The 25333-nt window shown below is 73.2% G+C and carries 20 protein-coding genes, 1 pseudogene and 1 riboswitch; of the genes and pseudogenes, 13 read left to right on the top strand and 8 right to left on the bottom strand.

From position 1 onward, the window contains the following. Window positions 1-25 precede the first annotated feature (25 nt). The 4 genes from AB0J39_RS18260 to AB0J39_RS18245 all read left to right on the top strand — a co-directional run bounded on the left by AB0J39_RS18260 (window position 26) and on the right by AB0J39_RS18245 (window position 3725). Window positions 26-499, top strand: a complete 474-nt coding sequence (locus tag AB0J39_RS18260) for a nuclear transport factor 2 family protein (protein ID WP_363465900.1) — start codon at window positions 26-28, stop codon at window positions 497-499. A gap of 94 nt (window positions 500-593) precedes the next feature. Next, a complete protein-coding gene (locus AB0J39_RS18255; RefSeq protein ID WP_363465899.1) occupies window positions 594-1763 on the top strand; it encodes a hypothetical protein in 1170 nt (389 codons plus the stop codon). Next, the gene (locus tag AB0J39_RS18250) at window positions 1763-2539 is read left to right on the top strand and encodes an SDR family oxidoreductase (RefSeq protein WP_363465896.1); all 777 of its coding nucleotides are present in this window, start codon (window positions 1763-1765) and stop codon (window positions 2537-2539) included. Before AB0J39_RS18255 ends, AB0J39_RS18250 begins: the two co-directional genes overlap by 1 nt. Window positions 2540-2570: 31 nt before the next feature. Continuing rightward, window positions 2571-3725: a sulfotransferase gene (locus AB0J39_RS18245; protein WP_363465893.1), complete on the top strand. Its 1155-nt coding sequence runs from the start codon at window positions 2571-2573 to the stop codon at window positions 3723-3725. Between the two features lie 25 nt (window positions 3726-3750). Here AB0J39_RS18245 and AB0J39_RS18240 read toward each other — a convergent pair whose 3' ends face one another. From AB0J39_RS18240 to AB0J39_RS18230, 3 genes are all read right to left on the bottom strand, one after another. Next, on the bottom strand, window positions 3751-4611 hold the full coding sequence (locus tag AB0J39_RS18240; protein WP_363465891.1) for a hypothetical protein: 861 nt from the start codon (window positions 4609-4611) through the stop codon (window positions 3751-3753). 256 nt (window positions 4612-4867) lie between these two features. Continuing rightward, a complete protein-coding gene (locus tag AB0J39_RS18235) occupies window positions 4868-7105 on the bottom strand; it encodes a glycoside hydrolase family 3 C-terminal domain-containing protein (protein WP_363465888.1) in 2238 nt (745 codons plus the stop codon). 146 nt (window positions 7106-7251) lie between these two features. After that, window positions 7252-9609 carry a glycoside hydrolase family 3 N-terminal domain-containing protein gene (locus AB0J39_RS18230; RefSeq protein ID WP_363465886.1) on the bottom strand — a complete coding sequence of 786 codons (2358 nt, stop codon included), beginning with the start codon at window positions 9607-9609 and terminating at the stop codon, window positions 7252-7254. Window positions 9610-9784: 175 nt separating this feature from the next. On the opposite strand from AB0J39_RS18230, the gene AB0J39_RS18225 reads away from it, so the two are divergent. Together AB0J39_RS18225 and AB0J39_RS18220 are read left to right on the top strand one after the other, a co-directional pair. After that, complete coding sequence (locus AB0J39_RS18225) at window positions 9785-10828, top strand: LacI family DNA-binding transcriptional regulator (protein ID WP_363465884.1); 1044 nt, start codon at window positions 9785-9787, stop codon at window positions 10826-10828. 322 nt (window positions 10829-11150) lie between these two features. Then, entirely contained in the window at window positions 11151-12410 is a 1260-nt protein-coding gene (locus AB0J39_RS18220; protein ID WP_363465882.1) for an MFS transporter, read from the top strand. 35 nt (window positions 12411-12445) lie between these two features. Here AB0J39_RS18220 and AB0J39_RS18215 read toward each other — a convergent pair whose 3' ends face one another. After that, window positions 12446-13081, bottom strand: coding sequence for a class I SAM-dependent methyltransferase (locus AB0J39_RS18215; RefSeq protein WP_363465879.1), 636 nt, complete (start codon window positions 13079-13081; stop codon window positions 12446-12448). Between the two features lie 195 nt (window positions 13082-13276). On the opposite strand from AB0J39_RS18215, the gene AB0J39_RS18210 reads away from it, so the two are divergent. The 6 genes from AB0J39_RS18210 to AB0J39_RS18185 all read left to right on the top strand — a co-directional run bounded on the left by AB0J39_RS18210 (window position 13277) and on the right by AB0J39_RS18185 (window position 20387). Further along, window positions 13277-13987 (top strand): peroxiredoxin, encoded by a 711-nt coding sequence (locus tag AB0J39_RS18210; protein WP_363465877.1) that lies wholly within the window; start codon window positions 13277-13279, stop codon window positions 13985-13987. 73 nt (window positions 13988-14060) lie between these two features. Further along, window positions 14061-15425 carry a D-arabinono-1,4-lactone oxidase gene (locus AB0J39_RS18205; RefSeq protein ID WP_363465874.1) on the top strand — a complete coding sequence of 455 codons (1365 nt, stop codon included), beginning with the start codon at window positions 14061-14063 and terminating at the stop codon, window positions 15423-15425. Between the two features lie 63 nt (window positions 15426-15488). Beyond that, the gene (locus tag AB0J39_RS18200) at window positions 15489-17264 is read left to right on the top strand and encodes a glycoside hydrolase family 15 protein (protein WP_363465871.1); all 1776 of its coding nucleotides are present in this window, start codon (window positions 15489-15491) and stop codon (window positions 17262-17264) included. A 139-nt stretch (window positions 17265-17403) separates the two neighbouring features. Continuing rightward, the gene (locus AB0J39_RS18195; RefSeq protein WP_363465868.1) at window positions 17404-17874 is read left to right on the top strand and encodes an SPW repeat protein; all 471 of its coding nucleotides are present in this window, start codon (window positions 17404-17406) and stop codon (window positions 17872-17874) included. 387 nt (window positions 17875-18261) lie between these two features. Further along, window positions 18262-19014, top strand: a complete 753-nt coding sequence (locus AB0J39_RS18190; protein ID WP_363465865.1) for a GNAT family N-acetyltransferase — start codon at window positions 18262-18264, stop codon at window positions 19012-19014. A 255-nt stretch (window positions 19015-19269) separates the two neighbouring features. After that, window positions 19270-19412, top strand: a riboswitch (cyclic di-AMP (ydaO/yuaA leader). 366 nt (window positions 19413-19778) lie between these two features. Beyond that, window positions 19779-20387, top strand: coding sequence for a CHAP domain-containing protein (locus AB0J39_RS18185; RefSeq protein ID WP_363465862.1), 609 nt, complete (start codon window positions 19779-19781; stop codon window positions 20385-20387). 34 nt (window positions 20388-20421) lie between these two features. Here AB0J39_RS18185 and AB0J39_RS18180 read toward each other — a convergent pair. After that, window positions 20422-20813: pseudogene (locus tag AB0J39_RS18180) on the bottom strand (DUF305 domain-containing protein). 528 nt (window positions 20814-21341) lie between these two features. Continuing rightward, on the bottom strand, window positions 21342-22559 hold the full coding sequence (locus AB0J39_RS18175) for a PHB depolymerase family esterase (protein WP_363465859.1): 1218 nt from the start codon (window positions 22557-22559) through the stop codon (window positions 21342-21344). 290 nt (window positions 22560-22849) lie between these two features. Between AB0J39_RS18175 and AB0J39_RS18170 the strand changes: the two genes are divergently transcribed. After that, entirely contained in the window at window positions 22850-23650 is an 801-nt protein-coding gene (locus tag AB0J39_RS18170; RefSeq protein ID WP_363465856.1) for an IclR family transcriptional regulator C-terminal domain-containing protein, read from the top strand. 31 nt (window positions 23651-23681) lie between these two features. Here the strand turns inward: AB0J39_RS18170 and AB0J39_RS18165 are convergent, their stop codons facing one another. Further along, window positions 23682-24326: a DNA alkylation repair protein gene (locus AB0J39_RS18165; RefSeq protein ID WP_363465925.1), complete on the bottom strand. Its 645-nt coding sequence runs from the start codon at window positions 24324-24326 to the stop codon at window positions 23682-23684. A gap of 92 nt (window positions 24327-24418) precedes the next feature. Next, window positions 24419-25333 (bottom strand): zinc-binding dehydrogenase (locus AB0J39_RS18160; protein WP_363465854.1); only part of this gene is annotated, 915 nt, incomplete at its 5' end.

Below are 25333 nucleotides of genomic sequence, written 5' to 3'. Positions count from 1 at the left end.
TCCGCGCTCGCGCATGCTGGGGCGCATGGATCTGATCGCGCTGGAGGAGATCCGCCGGACCAAGTACCGCTACCTGCGCTGCCTGGACCTCAAACGCTGGGACGACTTCGCCGACACGCTCACCGGCGACGCCGTGGCGGCCTTCGACAATCCGGTCGCCGGCGACCCGCTGCGGTTCGACGGGCGCGCGGCCATCGTCGGCTACATGCGCGCCAGGCTCGGGCCGGAGGTGATCACGACGCACCTCGCCGGTCACCCCGAGATCGAGATCGACGGCGACGACGCGAGCGGCACCTGGTGCCTCGACGACACCGTGCTCATCCCGCGTCACCGCCTGATGATCCGCGGATCCGCCTACTACGAGGACACCTACCGGCGCTGCTCCGACGGGCGCTGGCGGATCAGCGGCACCGGCTACCGCCGGACGTACGAGTACACGGTCTCCCTCGACGACCTGCCCGGCCTCCGGTTCACCGCGAACCGCTGGGCGGCGTCCTGACTCCTTCCGGCCGTGCCGTTGACCGTGTCTAGAACGCGTTCTACTCTCACGGTGAGCAAGGTCATCGTCAGCGCCGCGCGGCGGAGGGAGTCCGATGGCCACGGAACCGTTCGCCCTGGCGATCGCCGAGGCCGAGAAGATCATCCGCTCCGCCCGGCACGTACGGACCGAGCAGGACCTGGCCGAGGGGCTGGACTACCTGGCGGGCGGCATCAAGGCGGCGTTGCACATGACGTGGGCCTACGACCGCGACTTCCCCTTCTTCGCCGCCTCCACCGGCCCGTACGCCAAGCTCGGCCTGGACAACCCCGACACGCTCTACTTCCACGCCTACATCCGGGACGACGCCGAATACGTGGTCACGGGCCGCCGGGGGACGACCGCGGACCTGAGCTTCCAGGTGCTCGACGGCGACTACTCGCCCGCGCGGTCGCCCGGCAGCCTCACCGCCTTCGACGACCGCGACATCGAGATCGCTCCGGACGGGTCGTACGAGCTGCGCTTCGGTCCGGCCGGCACGGGGGCGCGCCACACGCTGGGACCCGGCGCGGCGATGCTGATCGTTCGCGAGGTCTTCTCCGGCTGGGACGCCGAGCGGCCCGGCGAGATCCGCATCCACCGCGCCGACACGCTCGGGTCGGCGCCCCCGCCCCCGGCCGTGGACAGGATCTCCAAGCGCTACGAGGTGGCCGCGAGGATGCTGCTGGGGCGGCTGCGGACGTTCCTCGCGTTCCCCGAACGGCACTACCTCACGCTGCCGGTCAACACGATGACCGAGCCCCGGCCCACCCCGGGCGGCCTCGCGACGCAGTACTCCTCGGTCGGCCACTACGACCTCGACGACGACCAGGTCATGGTCGTGACCGTGCCCGCCGCGGGCCGCGACGTCGCTCCCTACCAGGGGTTCCAGCTCGGCAGCATGTGGTACGTCTCGCTGGACTACATCAACCACCAGACCAGCCTCACCGCCGACCAGGCCCGCCACGACCCCGACGGCAGGATCCGCTATGTGATCGGCGAGCGCGACCCCGGGCTGGCCAACTGGCTCGAACGCACCGGGCACCGCCGCGGTTACCTGCAGATCCGCTGGCAGCGGCTGACCCGCCCGCTCGGGCCCGAGGACGGCCCGGAAGTGGAGGTCATGCGGTTCGAGGATCTGCCGTCCCGGCTGCCCTACCACGACCGGCAGCGGGTGAGCCCGCAGGAGTGGACGGCCCGGATCGCCGCCCGGCAGGCCGCGGTCGCCCGAAGGATGCTCGGCTGATGCCGCTGGAGGGCCGGGTCGTCGTGATCTCGGGGGTCGGGCCCGGGCTGGGGCGCGGCCTGGCGCTGCGGTGCGCGGCGGCCGGGGCCGACGTGGTGCTGGCCGCCCGCGGGGAGGATCGGCTGGCCGCGGTGGCGGAGGAGGTCGCCCGGCTCGGCCGCCGCGCGGTGCCGGTGCCGGCCGACGTCACCGACGAGGCGTCGCGGCGGCGGCTGCTCGCCACGGCGCTGGAAAGCTGCGGCCGGGTCGACGGCCTGGTCAACAACGCCTTCGCGATGCCGCCGATGACCGACCTCGTCGACGTGGACCTCGGCGCGGTGCGCGCCGCCTTCGAGACCAACGTGCTCGCCGCGTTGCGGCTCACCCAGCTCTTCGCGCCGGCGCTCGCCGAACGGGCGGGTTCGGTCGTGATGGTCAACTCGGCGGTGCTGCGGCACTCGCGGCGCACCTTCGGGGTGTACAAGATGGCCAAGGCGAGCCTGCTCGCCCTCGCCCAGACCTTGGCGACCGAGCTCGGGCCGCGCGGGGTGCGGGTCAACAGCCTCGCGCCCGGCTACATCTGGGCGGACAACCTGAAGCGCTACTTCGAGGCCCTCGCCCGGCGGCGCGGCGTCCCCGTGCGGCAGGTGTACGACGAGACCGCGGCCGCGCTCGACCTGCGCAGGCTGCCCGAGCCCGACGAGATCGCCGACGCCGCGGTGTTCCTGCTGTCCCCGCTCGCGCGGGCGGTCACCGGCCAGTGTCTCGACGTCAACTGCGGCGAATGGCACCACTGAACAGTTCCCAGCAGCCCGCGGAGGCGACCGGATGAGCACGGGACGCGACGACATCGGCACGATCGAGGACCTGCACGCCTGGGCGAGCGGCGCCACCGGCCTGACCGGTTTCGGGGACGATCCCTACCTCGACGGCCTCGGGGTGCTGCTCGAGTCGTACGTCGGGGACGCGGCGCTCACCCCGCCCGGCGCCCGGGCGGCCCGCGCGATGCTGCGCGGCGCGCTGACCGCCCGGCTGCGGTGCGAGGAGGCGTGGCGGCGGCACCCGGAGCACGCGGACGTGCCGGTCGAGCGGCCGATCTTCGTCACCGGGCTGCCGCGCACCGGGACCACCGCACTGCACCGGCTGCTGACCGCCGACCCCGCCAACCAGGGGCTGGAGCTGTGGCTGACCGGCGCGCCCCGGCCGAGGCCGCCGCGCGAGGCGTGGGCGGACGACCCGGAGTATCGGACCGCCCAGGCCGCGTACGAGCGGCACCACGTGCGCCATCCGGAGTTCATGGGCGTGCACTACATGTCGGCGGACATGGTCGAGGAATGCTGGCGGCTGCTCCAGCAGTCGATGCGGTCGGTCTCCTTCGAGTGCCTGGCCCACCTCCCGGCGTACTCGGCCTGGCTGGCGGCGCAGGACTGGACGCCCGCCTACGAGCGGCACCGCCGGATCCTTCAGCTCATCGGGCTGGGCGGCCCCGGCCGGCGGTGGGTGCTGAAGAACCCCAGCCACCTGTTCGCCCTGGACGCGATCATGGACGTATACCCCGGCGCGCTGGTCGTCCAGACCCACCGCGACCCGGTCACCGCCATGGCGTCGATGTGCAGCCTCGCCGCGCGGGCGACCTCCGGGTGGTCGGAGGCGTTCACCGGCGCGGTGATCGGGCGGGACCAGCTCGGCCTGTGGAGCCGGGGCCTCGACCGCTTCCGCGCCGCCCGCGCCCGGCACGATCCGGCGCGGTTCTTCGACGTGCACTACGAGGAGTTCGTCCGTGACCCGCTCGGCACGGCCGAGGCGGTCTACACCCGTTTCGGGCTGCCGCTCGGCGACGCCGCCCGCGCGGCCATGGCCCGCCTGCACGAGGAGAGCCGTTCGGGGGACGCCCGGCCGTCCCACCGGTACGAGCTGTCCGGCTTCGGGCTGACCCCCGAGGAAATCGAGGCGCGCTTCGCCGGCGTCGGGTCGTCCAGGTGACCTCGCCGGGCGGCGTGCCCTCGCGTCAGGAGCCGAAGAAGCCCTCTCGGTGGTATTTGCACGTACCGCCGCCGCAGTTGGGGTCCGAATTCCAGCCGTCGCTGTAGGCGGCCATCCGGTAACGCATCACGGATCCCTTGGTCTTCACTTCCCAGTCGTCCGGCGGCACCTGGCTGTCGAACTGCTTGACGTAGTTGCCGAAGGCGTTCCGGTAATAAATCCGGTGCCGTGCGTACAGGTAGCTCGGTGACCCCGCAGGGGTGCAGTTGTAGACGAAACTATTTGTATAGCGCGCTTTGCCGCCGAAGTCCGCCGAATAGTACGATTTGGGCGCCCTCCCGGGTATGGCCGAATCGCTCCAGTCCGGATGCCAGAAGTACCCCGAATAGCATGTGGGCGTCTGTGCGGCCGTGGAAACCCGGGAGGCGGACGCGGGAACCGCGAGCTCGCGGGCGACGACGGGAGAGGCGGTCACCGTCCGGCCCTGGAGGTCCGGCGGCGGAACCGAGTCGTCTCGGGGCTCGTCCAGCAGCAACCGGGGAATCGGCAGGTTCCGCGGAGTCGCGGCGAGGTAGGCGTCGAGCATGCTGTCCAGCGGAACGGGCACGACCGGCGCGTTCCGCTCTCCGTGTCCTTTCTGGAGGAGCCCGTAATCCTGGGAGGACGGGCTGTGGGAGAACACGACCCGCACGCCGTTGACGAACGTGAGATCGGCGAGGGTGTCCTCCGGATCCTCCACCGCCGTTCCGTCGTCGGGCGGCGGGTCGCCGGCGGTGGCCGAGGTCCGTGCCATCGCCTGCGCGAAACCCGGGGGCGCGGGTGCCGCCAGGGCCGCGAGCGTCAACACGGATAGGGACAGGATTACGGTCGGCTTCCTGGCCGTCATCGCGACACTCCTTTTATTCCCCCGAGGAATCAGTCCTGGGCGGAGTATGAGCCGCATGCTCGGAGCGGTCAAGTAAGGGAATCGGCCCCGAATCCACCGTAGTTTCAGGAGGAATGCAACATTCGCCTGTTTTGGGAGCCGGACGAATAGGAGATAAGGCTGTCGCCGAATTCCGCCGCGGCCGGGACGACCGCGTCGCGCCGGGCCGGGGAGGCGGACGCCGGGCCCGCGGGGATCGCCCCGCGAGGGGAGCGGGTCAGGCCGCGGGCCCGCCCAGGCGCACCAGCTCCCGCAGGGTCTCGCGGGGGAGGTCGATGCCGGCGAAGGTCAGGAACCGTCCCATCGGCATCGACGAGGCCATCCGCAGCCCGTCGGCGTCGTGCTCCGCGGGCCGCTCGCTCCTCCCGGTGGTGAGGACCTTGAGGAGAGCCGGCCCGGCGTGCGGATGGGAGAGCCACTCGCCGAGCGTCGAGTCGAGCGACACCACGGGGACGGCGGGGTCGCCGTCGAGGCCGATCGTCGTCTCGGCCACGACGGACGAGGCGTTCTCGCCGATCTGGATCGTGTAGTCGCCCGGCGCCACCACCCACCGGCCGAGCGGGACGTCGTAGTAGGCGAACGCCCGCCGGCCGAGGGGGAGGGTGACCGCGCGCGACTCGCCGGGGGCGAGCGCGACCTTGGCGAAGGCCCGCAGCTCCCGGGCGGGCCGCCGTACGGGACCCGCGGTGGTGGCGACGTAGACCTGCACGACGTGCTTGCCCGCCCGCTTGCCGGTGTTGGTCACCGTCACGGTGACGGTCGCCGTGTAGTCGCCCGTTCGGACGACCGTGAGGCCGCTGGTCGCGAACGTCGTGTAGCTCAGCCCGTGGCCGAACGGGTAGCGCACGGGCCGCTCGGCCGTCTCGTGGTAGCGGTAGCCCACCATGACGCCCTCGCCGTAGCGCACGTGCCCGGCCTCGCCGGGGAAGTTCAGGTAGCTCGGCGTGTCCTGCAGCCGGAACGGGATGCTCTCGGCGAGGCGCCCGGAGGGGTTCACGACACCGAAGAGGAGGTCGGCGACGGCGGAGCCGCCGGCCTGGCCGAGCAGCCAGCCTTCGAGGACGGCGTCCACGTCGTCGTGCCAGCCCTCCAGCGAGACGACGCCGCCGTTGGACAGGACGACGACCGTACGGCGGGCCGCGGCGGCGACGGCGCGGATCAGCTCGACCTGGACGGCGGGCAGGTCGATGGTCTCCCGGTCGAACCCCTCGGACTCCTCCCGCTCGCTCAGACCGGCGAAGACGACGGCGACGTCGGCGGCCGCCGCGGTCTCGGCCGCCGCCTCGCGCAGCTCCCGGTCGTCGCCCGTCCCGTCCAGCGAGAACCCCTGGGCGTAGACGGCGTCCGGGGCGTGGACGCGGATCGCGTCGAGCGCGGCGTCGACCCGGGTGGCGTTGATGTGGGAGCTGCCGCCGCCCTGGAACCGGGGCCTGACCGCGAACTCGCCGATCACGGCGATGCGGGCGCCCGCCGTGAGGGGGAGCGCGCCGCCCTCGTTCTTGAGCAGCACGGCGCACTCGGCGGCGAGCTCACGCGCGAGCGCGTGGTGGGCGTCGGCGTCGAACGCGCCGGACACGCCGCTGTGGCGTGCGGTGAGGGCGGCGACGCGGCGCACGCTCGCGTCCACCACGGCCTCGTCGAGCTCGCCCGCGCGGACTGCCTCCACGACGCGCCGGTCGCCCGCGCCGCCGGTGCCCGGCATCTCCAGGTCGAGACCGGCGGCCAGCGCCGCCACCCGGTCCTGGACGGCGCCCCAGTCGGAGACGACGACGCCGGTGAAGCCCCACTCGCGGCGCAGGACGTCGGTGAGCAGCCACCGGTTCTGAGAGGCGTAGACCCCGTTGACGCGGTTGTAGGAGCACATGACGGTGGCGGGCCTGGCCTCGGTGACCACCCGCTCGAACGCGGGGAAGTAGATCTCACGCAGGGTGCGCTCGTCCACGTCGGCGCTGACCCGCATGCGCTCGGTCTCCTGGTTGTTGGCGGCGAAGTGCTTGACCGACGCGCCCGGCCCCTCGGCCTGCAGCGCGGCGACGTGCGCCGCCCCGAGGACGCCCGACAGCAGGGGGTCCTCGGAGTAGTACTCGAAGTTGCGCCCGCACAGCGGCGAGCGCTTGATGTTCACACCGGGGCCCAGCACGACCGCCACGCCGAGGGCCCGGCCCTCCCGGCCTACCGCCGCGCCGATCCGGGCCGCCACCTCGGGGTCCCAGCTCGACCCGACCGCCACGGCGGGCGGGAAGCAGGTGGCGGGCATGCTGTCGTTGATGCCGAGATGGTCGGAGCCGCCGGCCTCCCGGCGGACGCCGTGCGGCCCGTCGCACAGGGCGATGGAGGGAATCCCCGCCTGCTCCAGCGGCTTGGTCGTCCAGAAGTCCCGGCCCGACAGCAGCGCGGCCTTCTGCTCAAGCGTGAGCGCGTCCAGTGCGAGCGCGTCGAGGTCGGTCCGGGCCAACGGGGAGGCTCCTTCCACGGGGGTGATGCATATCGTCTGACACAGAAAGGAGCAGCGGCGCGCGCTCCGGGCAGGGGAGACCGGCAGGCGGACGACAGGCGGACGACGTTGCCGCCCGTATGCCGCCCGCCTGCCGCCCGTCACGGTCAGGAGGCCGGTTCGGGCATCCGCGCGTGCGTGGTGAGCCGCCGGGCCCGGCCGAGCACGACGGTGTCGCCGGTCAGCCGGATCTCGGCGCGCAGCGGGCGGTCGTCGGCGGACGGGCCGGCGGTGAGCGCGATCACGCCGGGTTCGACGATCCGGCGCAGGTCGGGGCCGGTGTAGGAGAAGGCGTCGGCCGGCACGTCGAAGACCACCTCGCGGGTCTCACCGGGCGCGAGCGGCACCCGGGCGAAGCCCACGAGCTGCGCGACGGGACGGGCCACCAGCGCCACCGGATCGGTGGCGTACAGCTGCACGACCTCCTCCGTCACCCTGGGACCGGTGTTGGTGACGGTCACCCGCGCCTCGACCGCGCCGTCCGTGGGGCACCGCTCCACGGAGGTCGTCAGCGCGTCGTACCGGACCGTCGTGTACGACAGGCCGTGGCCGAAGGGGAACGCCGGGGTCGGGTCGGACACGGAGATGCCGTCCGTACGCAGGCCCAGAGGCGGCTGGAGATACGTGGAGGGGTTGACGAACGGGGAGCCGGGGATCTGGACGGGCAGGCGGCCCGAGGGCTCGACCCGGCCGCTGAGCACCCCCGCGATCGCCGCGCTTCCCTCCACGCCCGGCAGGAACGCCTGAAGCGCGGCGGCGGCCCGGCCGGCGTAGGGGCCCACCGCGTACGGCCGGCCGGACACGACGACCAGCACGACCGGCGTGCCGGTGGCCAGGACCGCCTCGGCCAGCTCGCTCTGGACGCCGGGGAGGCCGAGGTGGGCGGCGTCGCAGCCCTCGCCGGAGGTGCCGTTGCCGAACAGACCGGCCCGGTCGCCGACGAACAGCAGCACGAGGTCGGACTCCGCGGCCAGCGCGGCGGCCTCGGCGATGCCCGAGGTGTCGTCGCCCGACACGTCCGCGCCCCGCGCGAACCGCAGGTCGGCGGCGGGGAACTCGGCCCGCAGGCCGTCGAGGACGGGGGCGATGGGCAGGCCCATGCCGTGGTCGGGGAAGCGGTCGAGCACGTGGTTCGGGAAGGCGTAGCAGCCGAGCAGGGTCTGCGGGTCGTCGGCGCACGGGCCGACGACGGCGATCCGGGCGGACGTGCCGGCGGCCAGCGGGAGCACGCCGGCGGGGTTGCTCAGCAGCACGACGGACCGCTCGGCGACGGTGCGGGCCAGGTCGCGGTTGCGGGGGCCGTCCAGGTCGACGTCTCCGGCGCCCTCGGGCACGAGCGGCCCGCCGTCCAGCAGGCCCAGCTCGATCTTCTGCACCAGCACCCGGCGGACCGCCTCGTCGACCAGCGACTCCGGCACCTGGCCCGCCCGCACCCGCTCGACCAGGCGCTCGCCGTAACCGACCGTCTCCGGCAGCTCCACGTCGATGCCCGCGCGCAGCGCGATGACGCCGGCGTGCGCCTCGTCCTCGGCGACGTGGTGGTTCATCGCGAGGAACGGCACCGCCCAGTAGTCGGCCACGACCGTGCCGTCGAAGCCCCACTCGTCACGCAGCACGCGCCGCAGCAGGTCGGCGTTGGCGGCGACGGGGACGCCGTCGACGTCGGTGTAGGAGTTCATGACCGACCGGGCGCCGCCCTCGCGGATGGCCGTCTCGAACGGCGGGAGGATGACGTCGGCCATCTCCCGGGGGCCGATGCTGACCGGCGCGTGGTTGCGGCCCGCCCGTGAGGCGGCGTAGCCGGCGAAGTGCTTGAGCGTCGCGATGATCCCGGCCTTCTCGAGGCCGTGCACGTACGCCGCGCCGATCTGGCCGACGAGGTAGGGATCCTCGCCGAGCGTCTCCTCGACCCGGCCCCACCGGTAGTCGCGCACCACGTCGAGGACGGGGGACAGGCCCTGGTGGACGCCGACGGCCCGCAGGTCGTCCCCGATCGCCCGGGCCATCCGCTCCACGAGCGCGGGGTCGAAGGTCGCGGCCCAGGCCAGCGGCGTGGGATAGGCGGTCGCGCCGTACGTGGCGAACCCGGTCAGGCACTCCTCGTGCGCGATGGCGGGAATGCCGAGCCGGTTGGCCGCCACCACCTGCTCCTGCAGTGAGCGCAGCCCGGCCGCGCCCTCGGCCGGGCTCACGGGCGCCGTGCCGTACACGCGGGTCAGGTGACCGACTCCGCCGCGGATCCGGTCGTCGAGGTTCGCGCCGTCCTTCATGAACAGGTCCTGCAACGGGGCGACGTTGCCCGACGCCGCCTGGGATCCGGCGGTCGAGATGTCGACCCAGACCGAACCGAGCTGGGCGACCTTCTCCTCCAGCGTCATCTCGGCCAGCAGCGCCTCCACGCGCTCGTCGAGAGGCCGCTCGGCGTCCCGCCAGGGCGCGATGCCCGGCGCGTCTACGAATGTCATGACATCCCTTGCTTGTCGGTCCACCGCGTGGGGCCGGAAGACCGAAAGTTTCCAGATTAGGACCGATAGTTTATGTGGACTCTAGGTCGATGCGCCGGAACACGTCAAGGAATCGGACGTGAGATATCCGAAACATTCGGATGAGTGACCGAAAATTGGGCGCTAAACTGCGGCCATGACGACGACCAGGGAGCCGACACCTCCGGAACGCACGCCCTCCCGGCCGCTGACCATCGCCCAGATCGCCGAGCTGGCGGGGGTGTCCCCCGCGACCGTCTCCAAGGTCGTCAACGGCAGGTCCGAGGTCGCCCCCGAGACCCGCGCCCTGGTCGAGGACCTGATCCGCGAGCACGGATACCGTCGTCAGAAGAAGCGCCCCACGGCGGCCCCTCTCGTCGAACTCGTCTTCCACGAGCTGGAGGGCGCGTACGCGATGGAGGTCATCAAGGGAGTCGAGCAGGTCGCGCGCGAGCACGACCTGGCGGTGGTGGTCTCCGAGCTGCAGGACCAGCGGCCTCCCGCCAGGGGCTGGATCGAGGGTGTCATCGGCCGCCGCCCCTGCGGCGTGATCGTGGTCTTCTCCGGCCTCACCGGGGCCCAGCGCGAGCAGCTCAGGACGCGGGACATCCCCCTGGTGCTGGTCGATCCCACCGGCGACCCCGGGCACGAGCTGCCCTCGGTCGGGGCGGGCAACTGGAGCGGCGGGCTGTCGGCCGCGCGGCACCTGCTGGAGCTGGGGCACCGGCGCATCGCTCTCATCACCGGCCCCGCCCACGCCCTGTCCAGCCGCGCGCGGCTCGACGGGTTCCGCGCGGCGATGGACGCCGCGGGCGTGCCGACCGACCCGGCGCTCGTCCGGCAGGGCGACTTCAGCGTGGAGGACGGCCTGGCGCACGCCCGTTCCCTGCTCGCCATGCCCCGGCCCCCGACCGCCGTGTTCGCCTTCAACGACGCCCAGGCCATGGGCGTGTACCAGGCGGCCCACGAGATGGGGATACGCATCCCGGACGACCTGAGCGTGGTCGGCTTCGACGACGTGCCGATGGCGCAGTGGCTCATCCCCGCGCTGACCACGGTGCGTCAGCCGCTCACCGAGATGGCCGCCGCCGCGACGACCATGGTGGTCGCACTCGCCCGCGGGGAGACCCCGCCGCAGAACCGCCTGGAACTCACCACCAGCCTCGTCGTCCGGGGCAGCACAGCGCCGCTCGCCGCCTGAAGTTTCGGATGGCCGATGGAAATTTCGGCCAGGGTCGGGACCGTACGGGCGCGAACGGGCGCGGACGGGTTGGCGCGCAACCTTCGGGACTCCGTGCCCACGACGCTCCGCTCGCCGGGCGCTTCGCCGCACGATATCGGCGTTTTTTCCGAAACTTTCAGCCTCGCGTTCTCGGCCGCCCGCGTCGGCCCGGTGCGCGGTCCGTCGCCCCGGGAGGCGCGGCGCTCCGGGCGAGGAGCGGCGCCAGCCTCCTGCGGGTCGCGTTGCGGGCCGGAGTAAAGTACGCGAGATGTTCGATATGCCCAGATCGGCGAGGTAGCGGGTGGCGGGGGTACAGGCAGTTCTACGGCGTGTCGCCCTCGACACCCGGCCCCTGAGCATTCCCGCGTACCGGCGCCTGCTGGTGGGACAGGGCGTCTCGTTCATCGGCTTCCAGCTCACCTCGGTGGCCGTGAGCGGACAGGTGTACAGCCTCACGGGGTCGTCCCTGTGGGTGGGCCTGCTCGGGCCGGTGAGCCTCGTCCCGCTGGTCGTCTTCGGCCTGTGGGGCGGCGCGGTCGCCGACGCGGTGGACCGCCGCCGGCTCCTGCTGGCCGGCTCGGTGGTGGCCTGGTTGTCCACCGCCGCCCTGCTGGTGCACGCCTGGTCGGGGATCGGCAGCGTCCATCTCATCCTCGCCGTCATCGCCCTGCAGTCGATCGGCTTCGCCGTGACCTCGGCGACGCGCGGGGCGATCATTCCCCGCATCGTGCCCACCGAGCGGGTCCCCGCGGCCAACACGCTCAACTTCCTCGTCAGCAGCATCGGCACGGTGGTCGGGCCGCTGCTGGCCGGGGTGGTGCTCGCCAAGGGCGGCTACGCCACCGCGTACTTCATCGACGCCGTCCTATTCGGCGCCGGCTTCTACGCGGCCGTACGGCTGCCGGCGCTGGCGCCCGTCGGCGAGATCGCCCGGCCGGGCCTGAGGTCGGTCGTCGACGGGCTCGCGTACGTGGTGAGCAGGCCCGTCGTGCTCATGTCGTTCGTGGTGGACATCATCGCCATGGCGTTCGCGATGCCGAGGGCGCTGTTCCCCGAGTTGACGGCGGAGCGCTTCGGCGGGTCGGCGGTGGCGTTCGGCTGGCTGTCGGCGAGCATCGCGATCGGCGCGGTCGTCGCCGGGGTGTTCTCCGGCTGGGTCGGCCGGGTGCGCCGGCAGGGGGTGGCGCTCACGCTCGTGATCGCCCTGTGGGGCGTCACGGTGGCCGCGGCGGCGCTGGCGCAGCCGCTGTGGCTGGTCGTGGCGCTGCTGGCGATCGGCGGCGCGACCGACCTCGCCTCCGCCGTGTGGCGGCAGACGATCCTGCAGACCTACGCGCCCGACGAGATGCGCGGGCGCCTGCAGGGGGTGTTCATGGTCGTCGTCGCGGGCGGGCCCCGCCTGGGCGACCTGCGGGCGGGCGCCACCGCGGACGCCTTCGGGCTCGTGCCCTCCTGGGCGGGCGGCGGCCTGGTGTGCGCCGTGCTCGTCCTGCTGGCCGGTTTCGCCGTGCCCGCGTTCCGCCGGTACGACGCCCTCGCGAGCCGCCCGGACTCCCGCTGAGCCGTTCGGCCCGGCCGGGCCCTCAGGTCCAGGTCTCAGGGCCGGGCCTCGCCGCGTACGCAGAAGGAGATGGGGCTGCGTACGCCCCCGGGAAAGACGAAGCGCTCCAGCGGCCCGACGGTGAAGCCGGCCGCCTCGACGGCCGCCACGCTGTCGCGGCCCGTGTGGCAGCCGCCGGTCAGGCACGGCCACACGGTCGCGTCCAGCAGGTCCTGCGCCCTGGCCCAGCCGCCGGGGCCGGCGCGGACGTGTTCGAGGAAACGAAGCCGCCCTTCCGGGGCCAGCACGCGGCGGATCTCCCGCAGCCCGGCCACCGGATCGGGCAGCGAGCACAGCACGAACGACACCACCGCCGCGTCGAACTCGCCGCTCGCGGCGGGCAGCCGGTCGGCCAGGCCGCCGACGACCTCGATCCGCACCGGCGACCGGCGGGCGGCGTCGAGCGCGGCCGCGCGCAGCCGCGGTTCGGGCTCGACGGCCAGCACACCCGCGACGGACGGCGGATAGCAGGAGAAGTTGAGCCCGTTGCCCGCGCCGACCTCGATCACCCGGCCCGACAGCCCGGCCACCAGCGCCTCGCGCTGTGCGGCCATGCCGTGCCGGTCGAGCACCCCGCTGAACCACGTGTAGAAGCGGGCGAACAGCGGATGGCTGACCTCGGTCACCGGCATGACGTCCCCCTTCCCGTCCCTCCTTCATTCCCCGCCGCACGGCGGAGCGGCATTACCGAATCGGGGCGATCCGGGCCGTGGTCGTGACCGGTCCTCGCGGGTACGGGCCCCCATGGACGACGCGGTGGATGACGCGGTGGACGCCGTGGTGGACGCCGTGGTGGGGACGCCGCGGCGTGCGGAAAGGAAACGACCATGACCTCTGCCGTGACCTCTGCCGTCACTCCAGCCGTGACCCCTTCCGTGACCCCCGGGGCGGAGCCCGCCACGCGGCTGCCGCTCATCGGCGACAGGGCGCCGGACTTCGAGGCCGAGAGCACGCACGGGCCGGTCCGGCTCGCCGACTACGCCGGGCGGTGGCTCGTGTTGTTCAGCCACCCGGCCGACTTCACCCCGGTGTGCACCACCGAGTTCGTCGCGTTCGCCGAGCTCGCGCAGGAGTTCGCCGCCCGCGACGTCGCCCTGCTCGGCAACTCGGTCGACTCCGTGCACAGCCATCTGGCCTGGATCCGGGCGATCGAGGACAAACTCGGCGTGAAGATCCCCTTCCCGATCATCGCCGACCTCGACACGCGGGTGTCCCGCGCGTACGGCATGCTCCACCCGAACGCGTCGGCGACGGCGGCGGTCCGCGCGGTGTTCGTGATCGACCCGGAATCGGTGGTCCGCGCGATCCTCTACTACCCGATGAACGCGGGGCGGATGGTCCCAGAGATCCTCAGGCTCGTGGACGCGCTGCGGACGTCCGACCGCGACGGCGTCTCCTGCCCGGCGAACTGGCGGCCGGGCGACGACGTGCTGCTGGGCGCGCCGAAGACCCAGGCCGAGGTGGAGGCCAGGATGGCCGACGAGCGGCTCAGGCTCGTCGACTGGTATCTCGCCGCCCTGCCCGGTCACGGCGCCTGACCCGTACGCCCCCGTCTCGTGACGTCGTGGGGAGGAGGCGACCACGCGCCCCATGGTCCGGTAGAACTCTTTTGTGACTCATACAGTGACAAACTGGGCGGGCAACATCACCTTCCGGGCCGAGGCGGTCGAACGGCCCTCCTCCGTGGAGGAGGTGCGCGGCCTGGTGGCGCGCGGCGAGAAGATCCGCGTGCTGGGCAGCGGCCACTCCTTCAACCGCATCGCCGACTCCCCGGGCCTGCTGGTCTCGCTGGACGCGCTGCCCCCGGAGATCGAGATCGACAGCGCGGCCTCGACGGTCCGGGTCGCCGCGAGCGTCCGGTACGGCGAGCTGGGCCGCCGCCTGCACGACAAGGGCTACGCCCTGCCCAACCTCGCGTCCCTGCCGCACATCTCGGTCGCGGGCTCCTGCGCGACCGGCACCCACGGCTCGGGTGACGCCAACGGCGGTCTCGCCACGTCCGTACGCGCGATCGAGATGGTGACCGCGGACGGCGGCCTCGTCACGCTGGACCGCGACACCGACGGCGACCGCTTCCCCGGGGCCGTCGTCGCACTGGGCGCCCTCGGCGCCGTCGTCGCCATGACACTGGACGTCGTGCCGTCGTTCGACGTCCGCCAGCGCGTGTACGAGGGCCTGCCGGCCGAGGTGCTGGACGAGCAGTTCGACGCCGTCATGTCCGCCGCGTACAGCGTCAGCCTGTTCACCGACTGGCGTACCTCCCGGATCAACCAGGTCTGGGTGAAGGAGCGGGCCGGCGCGGCCGGCGCGGATCTCGCCGAGGCCGCGGCGGTGAGCGGGCTCGCGGGGGACGCGGCCGCGGGCGGCCTGGAGGGGGCCACGGCCGTCGGCGGCCTCCACGGCGCCGAGCCGGGCGGCGGCTTCTTCGGGGCGACGCCGGCCGACGGCCCGAGGCACCCCGTGCCGGGCATGTCCGCGGTGCACTGCACGGCCCAGATGGGCGTCCCCGGCCCCTGGTTCGAGCGGCTGCCGCACTTCCGGCCCGACTTCACCCCCAGCAGCGGGGAGGAGCTCCAGGCGGAGTACATGGTGCCCCGGCGGCACGCGGCCGAGGCGTTCCGCGCCCTCGCCGAGATCCGCGACCGCATCGCCCCGGTGCTGCAGATCTCCGAGATCCGCACGATCGCCGCGGACGACCTGTGGCTGAGCCCGAGCCAGGGCCGCGACACGGTGGCCTTCCACTTCACCTGGATCAAGGACCCCGGTGCCGTGACGCCCGTGCTCACCGCGATCGAGGAGCGTCTCGCGCCGTTCGGCGCGCGGCCCCACTGGGGCAAGCTCTTCACCCTTCCGCCCGGCGTCGTACGGTCCCGCTACGAGCGCCTGGACGACTTCGCCGCGCTGGCGCGGCACTTCGATCCCCGGGGCGTGTTCGCCAACGAGTTCGTCGAGCGGTACGTCCTCGGCCGCGGCTGACGCCCCTGCCGGATTCGGCCCATCAGGGCCGGGTACGTCGTCACGGGATCACGAGGCAGGACGATGCGCATCGAGGACTACGCGCTCATCGGCGACATGCACACGGCCGCCCTGGTCGGACGCGACGGCTCGGTCGACTGGCTGTGCCTGCCGCGCTTCGACTCGGGATCCTGCTTCGCGGCGCTCCTGGGCGGCAGCCCGGCGGGACGCTGGCTGCTGGCCCCCGCCGGGGGCGGGACGTGCACCGGGCGCCGCTACCGCGACGGCGCGCTGGTCCTGGAGACGACCTGGGACACGCCCGGCGGGTGCGTCCGGGTCGTCGACTTCATGCCGCCGCGCGGCGAGGCGCCCGACCTCGTGCGGGTGGTGGAGGGTGTGCGGGGCCGGGTGGAAATGCGCACGGAACTGCTGCTGCGCTTCGAATACGGCGCCGTGATCCCCTGGGTGCGGCACCGTGGGGGAGAGGTGGCGGTGATCGCCGGTCCCAACGCCGCCTGGCTCCAGTCGCCCGTAGAGCTCGCCCAGGACTCCCGCCTCCGCGGGACGACCGGGTCCTTCTCCGTCACGGAGGGAGACCGGGTGCCGTTCGTGCTCACCTGGCAGCAGTCGTGGCGGGACCGGCCGCGGCGGCTGGAGGCGGCCGGGGAACTGGCCGCCACCGACCGGCTCTGGCGGCAGTGGCTCGGCGGCTGCCGCTATCAGGGGGAGTACGGCGAGGCCGTGGGCAGCAGCCTCCTCGCGCTCAAGGCCCTCACGTACGCCCCCACCGGCGGCGTCGTCGCGGCGCCGACGACGTCGCTGCCGGAGTGGATCGGGGGCTCGCGCAACTGGGACTACCGCTACAGCTGGCTGCGCGACGCGTCGTTCACCCTCCGGGCGCTGATGGACGCGGGGTACGCCGACGAGGCGACGGCCTGGCGTGACTGGCTGCTGCGGGCGGTCGCGGGGGACCCGGCCGACCTGCAGATCATGTACACGGTCGACGGCAGCAGGCACATCCCCGAGTGGACTCTCGACTGGCTGCCGGGATACGAGGGGTCGCGGCCGGTGCGGATCGGCAACGGCGCCTCCGGCCAGTTCCAGCTCGACGTGTACGGCGAGGTGATCGACTGCCTCTACCAGGCCAAGGAGGCGGGCCTGCGGCCGGACGAGGAGGCCTGGGAGCTGCAGCGCGCGCTCATGGACTATCTGGAGGGAGCGTGGCGTGAGCCCGACAACGGGCTCTGGGAGGTGCGCGGCCCGCGCCGCGACTTCGTCCACTCCAAGGTCTTCGCCTGGGTGGCGGCGGACCGGATGGTCCGCTCCGTCGAGAAGCAGGGCCTCGACGGCCCGGCCGGCCGCTGGCGCGCCCTGCGCGAGGAGATCCACCGGGACGTGTGCGCGCACGGCTACGACGCCGACCGGAACACCTTCACCCAGTTCTACGGGTCGAAGGGCCTCGACGCGGCCCTGCTGCTCATCCCTCGGCTCGGCTTCCTGCCGGTGGACGATCCCCGCGTCGCGGGCACGGTCGACGCCGTGTGCCGGGAGCTGACGGAGGACGGCCTCGTCCTGCGTTACCGGCCCGAGGCCGACCACGTGGACGGACTGCCGGGCGGCGAAGGCGTCTTCGTCGCCTGCTCCTTCTGGCTCGCCCACGCGCTCGCCCTGCTCGGCCGCCGCGAACGGGCGCGGCGCCTGTTCGAGCGCCTGCTGTCGCTGCGCAACGACGTCGGCCTGTTATCGGAGGAGTACGACGCCGGCCGCGGGCGACAGGTCGGCAACTTCCCCCAGGCTTACAGCCACGTCTCCGTCGTCAACGCGGCCCAGGCTCTGGCGGCGCCGGGTCCATCTGCCTGACAGATGTCGTCCATCTGTTTCCCGCGCGTCTCGCGACCTACCCCGCGCCACCTGCCGCGTTGCATGATGCAAGTGAGGGCCGGGCAGGTCCGGGGAAACCCGCGACCGCGGCCCTGCCGGGGGAAAGAGGTGACGCATCATGGTGCAACCAGGTCTGGCACGACGCCCGGACGCGACGGAGCTGCGCCAGACGTACGATCGCGCGGGCTCGACCGTTCCCGCGCAAATCATGGACGGAGTGACGCTCCTCGCCGGGCTCTACCTCGCCATCTCGCCGTGGGTCGTGGGCTTCGCCGGATTCGGCGGCCTGGCGATCAACAACCTGATCGTCGGGCTGACGGTCGCGGCGCTCGCGCTGAGCTGCGCGTCGGCGTTCGGCCGCACGTACGGCGTGAGCTGGGTGCTGCCGGTGCTGGGCGTCTGGACGATCATCGCGCCGTGGGTGATCCGCGGACAGCCGGCCACCACCGCGACCATCTGGGACAACGTGGTCACCGGGGCGATCATCTTCCTGTTCGGCCTCGGCGCGCTGGCGTTCGCGGCCAACTACCGGCAGCACGAAAGCGGCGGCCGGCGACGGGGGGTCGGCGCACCGGGCGGCCAGTGGTAGCCGCGAACGCGGCCAGGCCGCGTACCCGTCCCTGACGTCGTCGGGCCCGCGTACGCGTCCTGGCCGGCCGCATGGAAGGGGGCGGGGGATAACCGGTTGCGGCCGCGCGCGGACGCGTGGGAGAGTGCGACCGCTTCACAGCACGCGTACAGACGAAGGACTGAGGCCATGGCTTCGGCGACCCGCAGCGGCCGCCCTCGGCACTGAGCGGTCCGCCACCCGGCGGCACCGGCGCAGGCAGTGCCGTCACCGTTTCACGGCGGCCCCACGCCGCGGTGCTCCGCGCACCGTCCGCGTCCCCGATGGGGACGGCCCCCGCGCGCTCAACGTCCGCTAGACGTGGCGGGAGCGCGCTCCCCTTCGTCATCAACGTGAGGTTCAATCACCGTGGACATCGATGTCCAGAGCTTTGCCGTGGCCAACCTTCGCCGCCGCCCCGAGGTCGTCGAGACCGGCGGCTTCGTCGTCGGGATCGATCCCGGAACCCGCAGCCCGCACGTCAACTACGCCACCCCCCTGCCCGGAGCCCGGCCGTCCGCGCGGGACGTCGCGGCGCTGGTCGGGGCGTTCCGCGAGCGCGGGCTCAAGCCCCGGCTCGAGTTCGCGCCGGACGCCGCGCCCGGCGTGGAGCCGGCGCTCGCCCAGGCGGGCTTCGGCGTGGAGGCGGTGCACGACTATCTCGTCTGCACCCCGGACACGCTGACGCCGCGTAGGGACGGCGGTCCCCTGGTGGAGACGCCGGTCGCGGACCAGGACTACCTGTTGATCGACGCCGCTCTGTCCGAGGCGTTCGGCGCCGAGTTCGCCGCCTCACCGGAAGGCGCGGCCCGGCTGCGCCGCCTGCAGGAGAGCGGCGGGGCGGTGCGGTTCGTCCGGGCGCGGGACGGCGGGTGCGCCGGCGCGGCCACCTGCTCCGCCCCCGCCGTCGGCACGTCGGAACTCGCCGGTGTCGGCACGCGCCCGGCCTTCCGCGGCCGGGGTGTCGCCGCCGCGGTCACCGCCGCGCTGACCGCCGAGATGTTCACCCGTGGCGCGCGGTCGGTGTGGCTCGAGTACGGCGGCGAGGGGTCGCGGCGCGTCTACGAACGCGTCGGCTACCGGCCGTCGGGCACCCGCCTGTACATGTCGCTCGAGGAGTGACCCGTCCGGGACCGGTCGCCGGCCGGTGATCGTCCGGCCGGCGGCTCGCACGGCGGCGGGCCTCCGGGTCCGCCGCCGGCGCCGTACGGCTGTGTGGCGTATCTCACCGAGGACGGGCCGCGACCGTGAGGACCAGCGGAAGTGTCGCGCAGCGGCGGCCCGAATCTGGTCATTTGCCGGTTTTTGGACCGTGTCTTACTTGTTATCTACTATGCTTCCCGTGTCGCGCCGGTGTGCGGTCCTCAACCCGAGGACGACCGGCGACCGCCGAATCCCGGACGTCATCCATCCCGGGAACCGGGGACCCATGTCTCTTGGGGTGAATCCGGACCATCCGGTAGGGCTACTCCTGGCCCGAACCCGTCAGCTAACCCGGTAGGCGGCCAAGGAGAGGAGAGCGCGTGGAGTGTCGGCTCCACCTGCCGATCCGGTCCGCGTCGCATCGACGGACCGCTTGCCCGCCCTGGAACGTCTCCAGGCTTCCGGGGTGATGGCGCGCCCGTGACGGGCTGCCACATCTCCCGTTTCTGATTCCGCCCCGCCGGGGGGCCGTGCCCTCGTACGGCCGTGCCGTCGTGCCGTCGTGCCGTCGTGCCATCACGCCCCGGAGGGCCGGTTCGTCATGTCTTAAAGCGCGCCATGAGGAGCCTCCGATTTCCAGCGATCCCATAGCTCGGCAACTGCTCGACGCCGTCCGCCCGGAACTGGGCTACCGCGAACGAGCGGGAAAACATACGAAGTTCGGCGAATGGTACGCCGACAACGTGGCCAAGGACCCCGACTTCAAGACCGCCCCCTGGTGCGACATGTTCGTCTCCTGGGCGGCGAACCGGGCCGGGGTGCAGGACCATGTCGGCGAGTTCGCGCTGACCACACGGCACGCCAAGTGGTTCAAGAAGCAGCACGCCTGGAGCGACAAGCCCGAGCCGGGCGCGGTGGTCTTCTTCGACTGGTCGGGAACCAAGAACGTCCGCGACATCGACCACGTCGGCGTGGTCGAGAAGGTCGTGGGCGGGAAGGTCCACACGATCGAGGGCAACGTCGACGGCGTCTGGCTGAAGCGCAAGGTGCGCGACAAGAACAAAATCGTCGGGTACGGCCTGCCGCGCAAGGTCAAGCCGACGCCGAAGGCGACGGTGACGGTCCAGCCCGTGGCCGCGGTGAACGCGAGCGTCCAGGGTCCGGCCGGGCCCACCACCAGGAACATGGCGGCGCAACAGGGGCAGTCTCCCGACGTCGTGTGGTCGCCGGGCGACGCCGTCCTGCCGGCCGGTCTGCTCTTCGCGGTGGTCTCCACCGCCGTGACCGGGCTCCGGTTCAGGGCCGCGGCGGCGCCCTCCGTCGGACGGCACCGCAGGCGCCGCACCCGCTGACCTCCGCCGGCCGCGTCCCGGACAAGCGGGCCGGTCACTGCTGGAGGAGGTGCTTCATCTCCGTGATCTCGTCCGACTGGCCGGAGACGACGGACGCCGCCATCCGCCGGGCCGGCTCGTACGCTCCGCCGCGCAGTTCGTCCCGGGCCATGCTGACGGCGCCCTCGTGGTGCCGGATCATCATGGTGAGGAAGGCCCGGTCGAAGGCCCGCCCGGACAATCCTTCGAGGCGTCGCATGTCCTCGGGGGACATCATGCCGGGCATGGCGTGGTGGGCCGGCGCGGCGCTCTCGTCGGGCGCCCGCTCGCCCAGGCGGTGAGCCAGCCGCTCATCGTGCGGATCTCGGCAGCCTGGGCGGCCTCGATCCGCTCGGCGAGCCGCCTGACCCGGGCGTCGGCCGCCCGGCTGCCGGCCAGCTTCGACATCTCCACCGCCTGACGATGGTGCGGGATCATCATCCGGGCGAACATGACGTCCTGCTCGTTGTGGCCGGCCGCCGGCGTCGTGGCGGCCAGTGCGGCGACCGGGGCGGCGACCGGGGCGGCGACCGGGGCGGCGACCGGGGCGGCGGGCAAGGCGGCGGGCGGGGCCGGCGTGCCGGCGAAGGCCGCGGTGCCGTACCCGCCCGTGCCGCTCAGCAGAGCGGCCGCCAGCAGGGCCGAGGGCAGCACGCGTCCGCTCATCGCAACCACCTCCGTATTCGTCCGGACACGGTGACTGGGCCGGAACGGGGCGACGGCCCGGCCCGCGGTGGCGGTCCGGCCCGCGGTGGCGACCCGGCACGCGGTGGCACGCCGGAAGCCGCGGGGCCTGTCCGCCCGCGAAACCTCCGCCGTGCCCGGACGCGACGCCCCCGCCGTCCGCCCCGGGAGACGTGCCCGGCCGGATGCCGGTCATGCCTCCCGGGCCTCCTGCCGGTCGGGGGGCCACGAGGTCCCTCGGAAGGCGGCGGGTCAGCACTGGCCGTCGGCGAGCACCCAGTGATCCGGGCCGGTCTGCCGGAGCGCGTGGACGGTGAACGTGTTCCACAGGCCCATCGCGTCGTTCGACCCCTTGGCGTAGGTGTGGCCGCCGGACTGGTACGCCCGTCCCGCCGTGGTGTGGGCGTAGTTGCTCGCCCGTACGCACGTCCCGGCCGGCGTGCCGCCGGGCGAGGGGGTGGGGCTGGGGCTGGGGCTGGGCTGGGCGCCGCCGTCCAGGCCGAAGAACCGGGCGTCGTGGTAGGCCGAGCAGATCGTGTCGAGGAAGTACGCCGCGGTGGCGCCGCACTGGTCGGGGGCGCCGCCGGGATCGACGGGGAGGCCGTGACCCATGCCGCCGATCTCGTAGAGGCGGACGTCGTCGTCGCCGTAGACGGTGAGCGTGGTGCCGCCGGTGAGCGACCGTGTGGCGGTGGGGGCGGGGGAGACGCCCCGCACGTTCGCCCACTGGTCGCGCAGCTGCCTCCCGTTGGCGGGGACGACCGTGTAGTCCGACTGGCCCTGCCAGACGGCCACCCGGGGATACGGCCCCGCGTAGCCGGGATAGGCGTTCCGGACCAGGTCACCCCACTGCTGCGGGGTCCTGCTCGCCGGGCCGTACTGGCAGCCGGACGCCTCGATCAGGCTGCTCGCGCAGCGGTACGCGAGACCGGCCGCGATCGACCCGGCGGCGAAGACGTCCGGGTAGGTCGCCAGCATGACGGCGGACATCGCCCCGCCCGCCGACAGCCCGGACACGTAGACCCGCGCGGGGTCGGTCCCATAGGCGGCGACCGCGTACGCCACCATGGCGCGGATGGACGCGGCCTCGCCCTGCCCCCTGGTGGTGTCGCCGGTCTGGAACCAGTTGAAGCAGCTGGACGCGTTGTTGGCGCTGCTCGTCTGCGGCAGCACAAGGGCGAAGCCCCACCGGTCGGCGTACTCGCGCCAGCCCGAGTCGGCGAAGTAGCCGCTCGCGTTCTGGGTGCAGCCGTGCAGGAGCACCACGAGCGGCCGGCCGCCGGGCAGGCCGTCGGGACGGTAGGCGTACATCGCGAGGTTGCCGGGATTGGAGCCGAACGACGCGACCTGGGCCAGTGACGCGGCCCGCGCGGGTGGGGCGCCCGAGCCGAGCAGGCCGGCCAGGACGAGAAGGAGGACGGCGACGGCGGCGACCGCTCGCGGCGGCCGGGCGGGGAGGGGGGTGACCATGGCGACTCCTCGGAAGACCGGGCTCACCGAGCCTTTCCGGGCACGGTAGAACGCCGGTAAGCGCCCGGACATGTTCGCCGGACACACTTTTCGCCAGGCTGTCATGGCGTCCGCCAGCAGAGCGGACATAGGTCCGCTCAGCGGTCATGTCAGAGGCTTCCGCTGGCTGCCGTCACGTCACGGCGGAGTGAGCCTGGGCATCCCGAACTGTTCCCTGCGCCGTCAGGCGGACGGAGACGGGTGGACAGGGTCTAAAGTTGACTCGGCGAGTTCGAGCGGAAGAGGCGTTCATGGCACGAGGCGACACCGGACCTGACTTCATCGAGGCGCTGGCGCGCGGCCTCGATGTCATCAGGGCGTTCCAGCCGGGCCGCCCGGTCATGTCCCTGACCGAGGTGGCGGCCGCGACCGGCCTGGCCCGGCCGACCGCGCGGCGCATCCTGCTCACGCTGCAGGAGCTGGGATACGCCCGGCCGGAGCAGGGCGGCTTCGCCCTCACCCCGCGGGTGCTCGAACTCGGCGTCTCCTACGTCCGCTCGACCGGGCTGTGGGAGGTCGCCCGGCCGCATCTGGAACGGCTGGTCGCCCAGACGCGCGAATCGTCGTCGATAGCCCAGCTCGACGGGTCCGACATCGTGTACGTCGCCCGGGTGGCCGTACCGAAGATCGTCGCCCTCTCGGTGCAGATCGGGACGCGGTTCCCGGCGCTGCAGACGTCCCTGGGCAAGGTGCTGCTCGCCGCGCTGCCGCCGGACGAGCTGGAGCGGGTGCTGACCGAGCCGAGCCGGTCGGGCATCGAGCCGCGGTGGCGGCCCGGCCGGGAGGAGCGCGACGCGATGCTGCGCGAGGTGCGGGCGAAGGGCTGGGCGCTGACCGACGAGCAGCTCGCCCTCGGGATCCGGTCGGTGGCCGCGCCGCTGCGCGACGGCTCGGGGAAGGTCATCGCGGCGGTCAACGTGAACAGCCACGCCGCCGAGACCTCGCTGGACAGGCTCACCGGGGAGCACCTGCCCCTGCTGCTCACGACGGCCGGGGCGATCAGCGCCGACTGGGCGCTCTACGAGTCGGTCCCGCAGGTCACCGCCTCCTGACTACTGAGGAGCCGCGTGCGCGGCGACCTTTCTACTCGCCGTGCTGCCGGCGCACCATCTCGGTGATCCAGACGGGCGCGAACGGCGACGTGCAGCCCGGGGGCGTCGGGTAGTCCTTGAGCACCTCCAGGCGCTCACCGATGTCGATCGCACGGGCGCGGTGCTCGGGGTGCTCGATCCCGATCTGGGCCAGGCAGTGGTTCATCGCCCATTGCAGGCGATCCGGCGCGTTCTTCATCTCCGCCTCGACGACGTCGAGCAGTCCTGCGAGGTCGAGGCCCTCGGGCTTCTTCGCCACGCGTTCGGTGGTCAGTGCCCAGCCCGCGCTCGCGACCACCGGATCCGGATCGGCGGACCAGGCCAGGCGCAGCTCTTCGGCGTGCGGGTTCTTCTTCACCACGTAGTTCACGAGCCAGTCGTGCACCTTGGGCGAGCGCGCCTCTCGCAGCATGGCGTCCAACTCGTCACGCTCGAACGCCTTCGGTCGGCAGATCAGGAGCGCCAGCAGCCGCGCCGCCGTGTCGTCCGTCTCCCAGAGCCTGCGGGCGAGTTCGTGCTGCGTCTTCAGCCGCTTCGCGAGCGCGCGCAGCTTGCCGAGGTTGACACCGTGATCGTCGCCGTGTCTCTCGTTCACCTCGCGGGCCCTGGGGTCCTCGAGTCCGGCGAGCTCGGTCATCACCTCGGCCACGGTCGTCTCGGTCAGGGTCGTCTCGGTCACCGTCGTCCCGGCCATCTCGGCCTCCCGTCCGTCACGTACGCGATCAGTCCTCAGCGAGCCCCGCCGGGGATGAGGACTATCCTGCCCGAGGCGGTGCCGGCGGTCTGGCGCTCCCAGGCGACCGCGGCATCCTCCAGCGGCACGCGCTCGTGGGCGACGGACAGCCGCCCGGCCACGGACTGCTCGGCCACGAACACGATCGAGGCGGCCCGCTGCTCCGGGGTCAGCTCGTTGTTGGTGTATCCCAGCAGCCGCAGTGACCTGCCGCGCAGCGTGGAGGAGTCGATCGGGCAGGTCTCGTCCGCCGAGGAGCCGAGGTTGACCCATCGGCCCCCGGGCCGCAGGGCGCGCGCCGCGGCGGCCGCGGGCGCGCCGAAGAGCGGGTCGAGCACGAGGTCGGCGGGCCCGTCGCACGCCTCGGCGAAGCGGGCCGCCAGCGTGGCGACGTCACCGGTGTCGAGCGCCACCACGGCGTCCGCGCCCGCCTGCCGGGCGCGTGCCGCGGCGGCGGGGGAGCGGGCGCCCGCCACGACCCTGCGGGCGCCGGCGATCCGCGCGATCCGTACGGCGGCCTGCCCGACCACGCCGCCCGCGCCGAGCACCACCACCTGTTCGCCGGGGGCGAGCTCGCCGCGCCAGGTCAGCGCCAGGTGCGCGGCGACGGCCGAGAGCCCGAGCGCGGCGACCGCGACCGGATCGGCCCCGGCGGGCAGCTCGACGAGGTCGCGGGCGGGCACGGCCGCCACCTGCGCCATGCTGCCGTCGCCCGGCGCCATCCCGGCCGAGGTCGCGAACCACACCGGCCGCCCGTCCGCGGTTCCGGCCCCCTGCACCCCCGGCACGTACGGCGTGCGCGGCCGGCCGAAGTAGGACGTGCCGCTCGCGCAGAGCAGGTCGAGCGGCGTGACGGGCGCCGCGCCGACCTCGACCAGCGTCTCGCCGGGCCCGGCGGCGGGCACGGGCAG

Origin of the sequence: Microbispora sp. NPDC049633, from assembly GCF_040675265.1 — a bacterium.
Lineage (GTDB): Bacteria > Actinomycetota > Actinomycetes > Streptosporangiales > Streptosporangiaceae > Microbispora > Microbispora maris.
The sequence above is the reverse complement of the archived record's forward strand: the minus strand, read 5'-3'. Positions and strand labels throughout refer to the sequence as shown.

What these genes read in the sequence shown, in the direction of transcription:
- AB0J39_RS18260 (WP_363465900.1), top strand. Translation starts at nt 26, where the DNA reads ATGGATCTGATCGCGCTGGAGGAGATCCGCCGGACCAAGTACCGCTAC.
- AB0J39_RS18255 (WP_363465899.1), top strand. Translation starts at nt 594, where the DNA reads ATGGCCACGGAACCGTTCGCCCTGGCGATCGCCGAGGCCGAGAAGATC.
- AB0J39_RS18250 (WP_363465896.1), top strand. Translation starts at nt 1,763, where the DNA reads ATGCCGCTGGAGGGCCGGGTCGTCGTGATCTCGGGGGTCGGGCCCGGG.
- AB0J39_RS18245 (WP_363465893.1), top strand. Translation starts at nt 2,571, where the DNA reads ATGAGCACGGGACGCGACGACATCGGCACGATCGAGGACCTGCACGCC.
- AB0J39_RS18240 (WP_363465891.1), bottom strand. Translation starts at nt 4,611, where the DNA reads ATGACGGCCAGGAAGCCGACCGTAATCCTGTCCCTATCCGTGTTGACG.
- AB0J39_RS18230 (WP_363465886.1), bottom strand. Translation starts at nt 9,609, where the DNA reads ATGACATTCGTAGACGCGCCGGGCATCGCGCCCTGGCGGGACGCCGAG.
- AB0J39_RS18225 (WP_363465884.1), top strand. Translation starts at nt 9,785, where the DNA reads ATGACGACGACCAGGGAGCCGACACCTCCGGAACGCACGCCCTCCCGG.
- AB0J39_RS18215 (WP_363465879.1), bottom strand. Translation starts at nt 13,081, where the DNA reads ATGCCGGTGACCGAGGTCAGCCATCCGCTGTTCGCCCGCTTCTACACG.
- AB0J39_RS18210 (WP_363465877.1), top strand. Translation starts at nt 13,277, where the DNA reads ATGACCTCTGCCGTGACCTCTGCCGTCACTCCAGCCGTGACCCCTTCC.
- AB0J39_RS18200 (WP_363465871.1), top strand. Translation starts at nt 15,489, where the DNA reads ATGCGCATCGAGGACTACGCGCTCATCGGCGACATGCACACGGCCGCC.
- AB0J39_RS18195 (WP_363465868.1), top strand. Translation starts at nt 17,404, where the DNA reads ATGGTGCAACCAGGTCTGGCACGACGCCCGGACGCGACGGAGCTGCGC.
- AB0J39_RS18175 (WP_363465859.1), bottom strand. Translation starts at nt 22,559, where the DNA reads ATGGTCACCCCCCTCCCCGCCCGGCCGCCGCGAGCGGTCGCCGCCGTC.
- AB0J39_RS18170 (WP_363465856.1), top strand. Translation starts at nt 22,850, where the DNA reads ATGGCACGAGGCGACACCGGACCTGACTTCATCGAGGCGCTGGCGCGC.
- AB0J39_RS18165 (WP_363465925.1), bottom strand. Translation starts at nt 24,326, where the DNA reads ATGACCGAGCTCGCCGGACTCGAGGACCCCAGGGCCCGCGAGGTGAAC.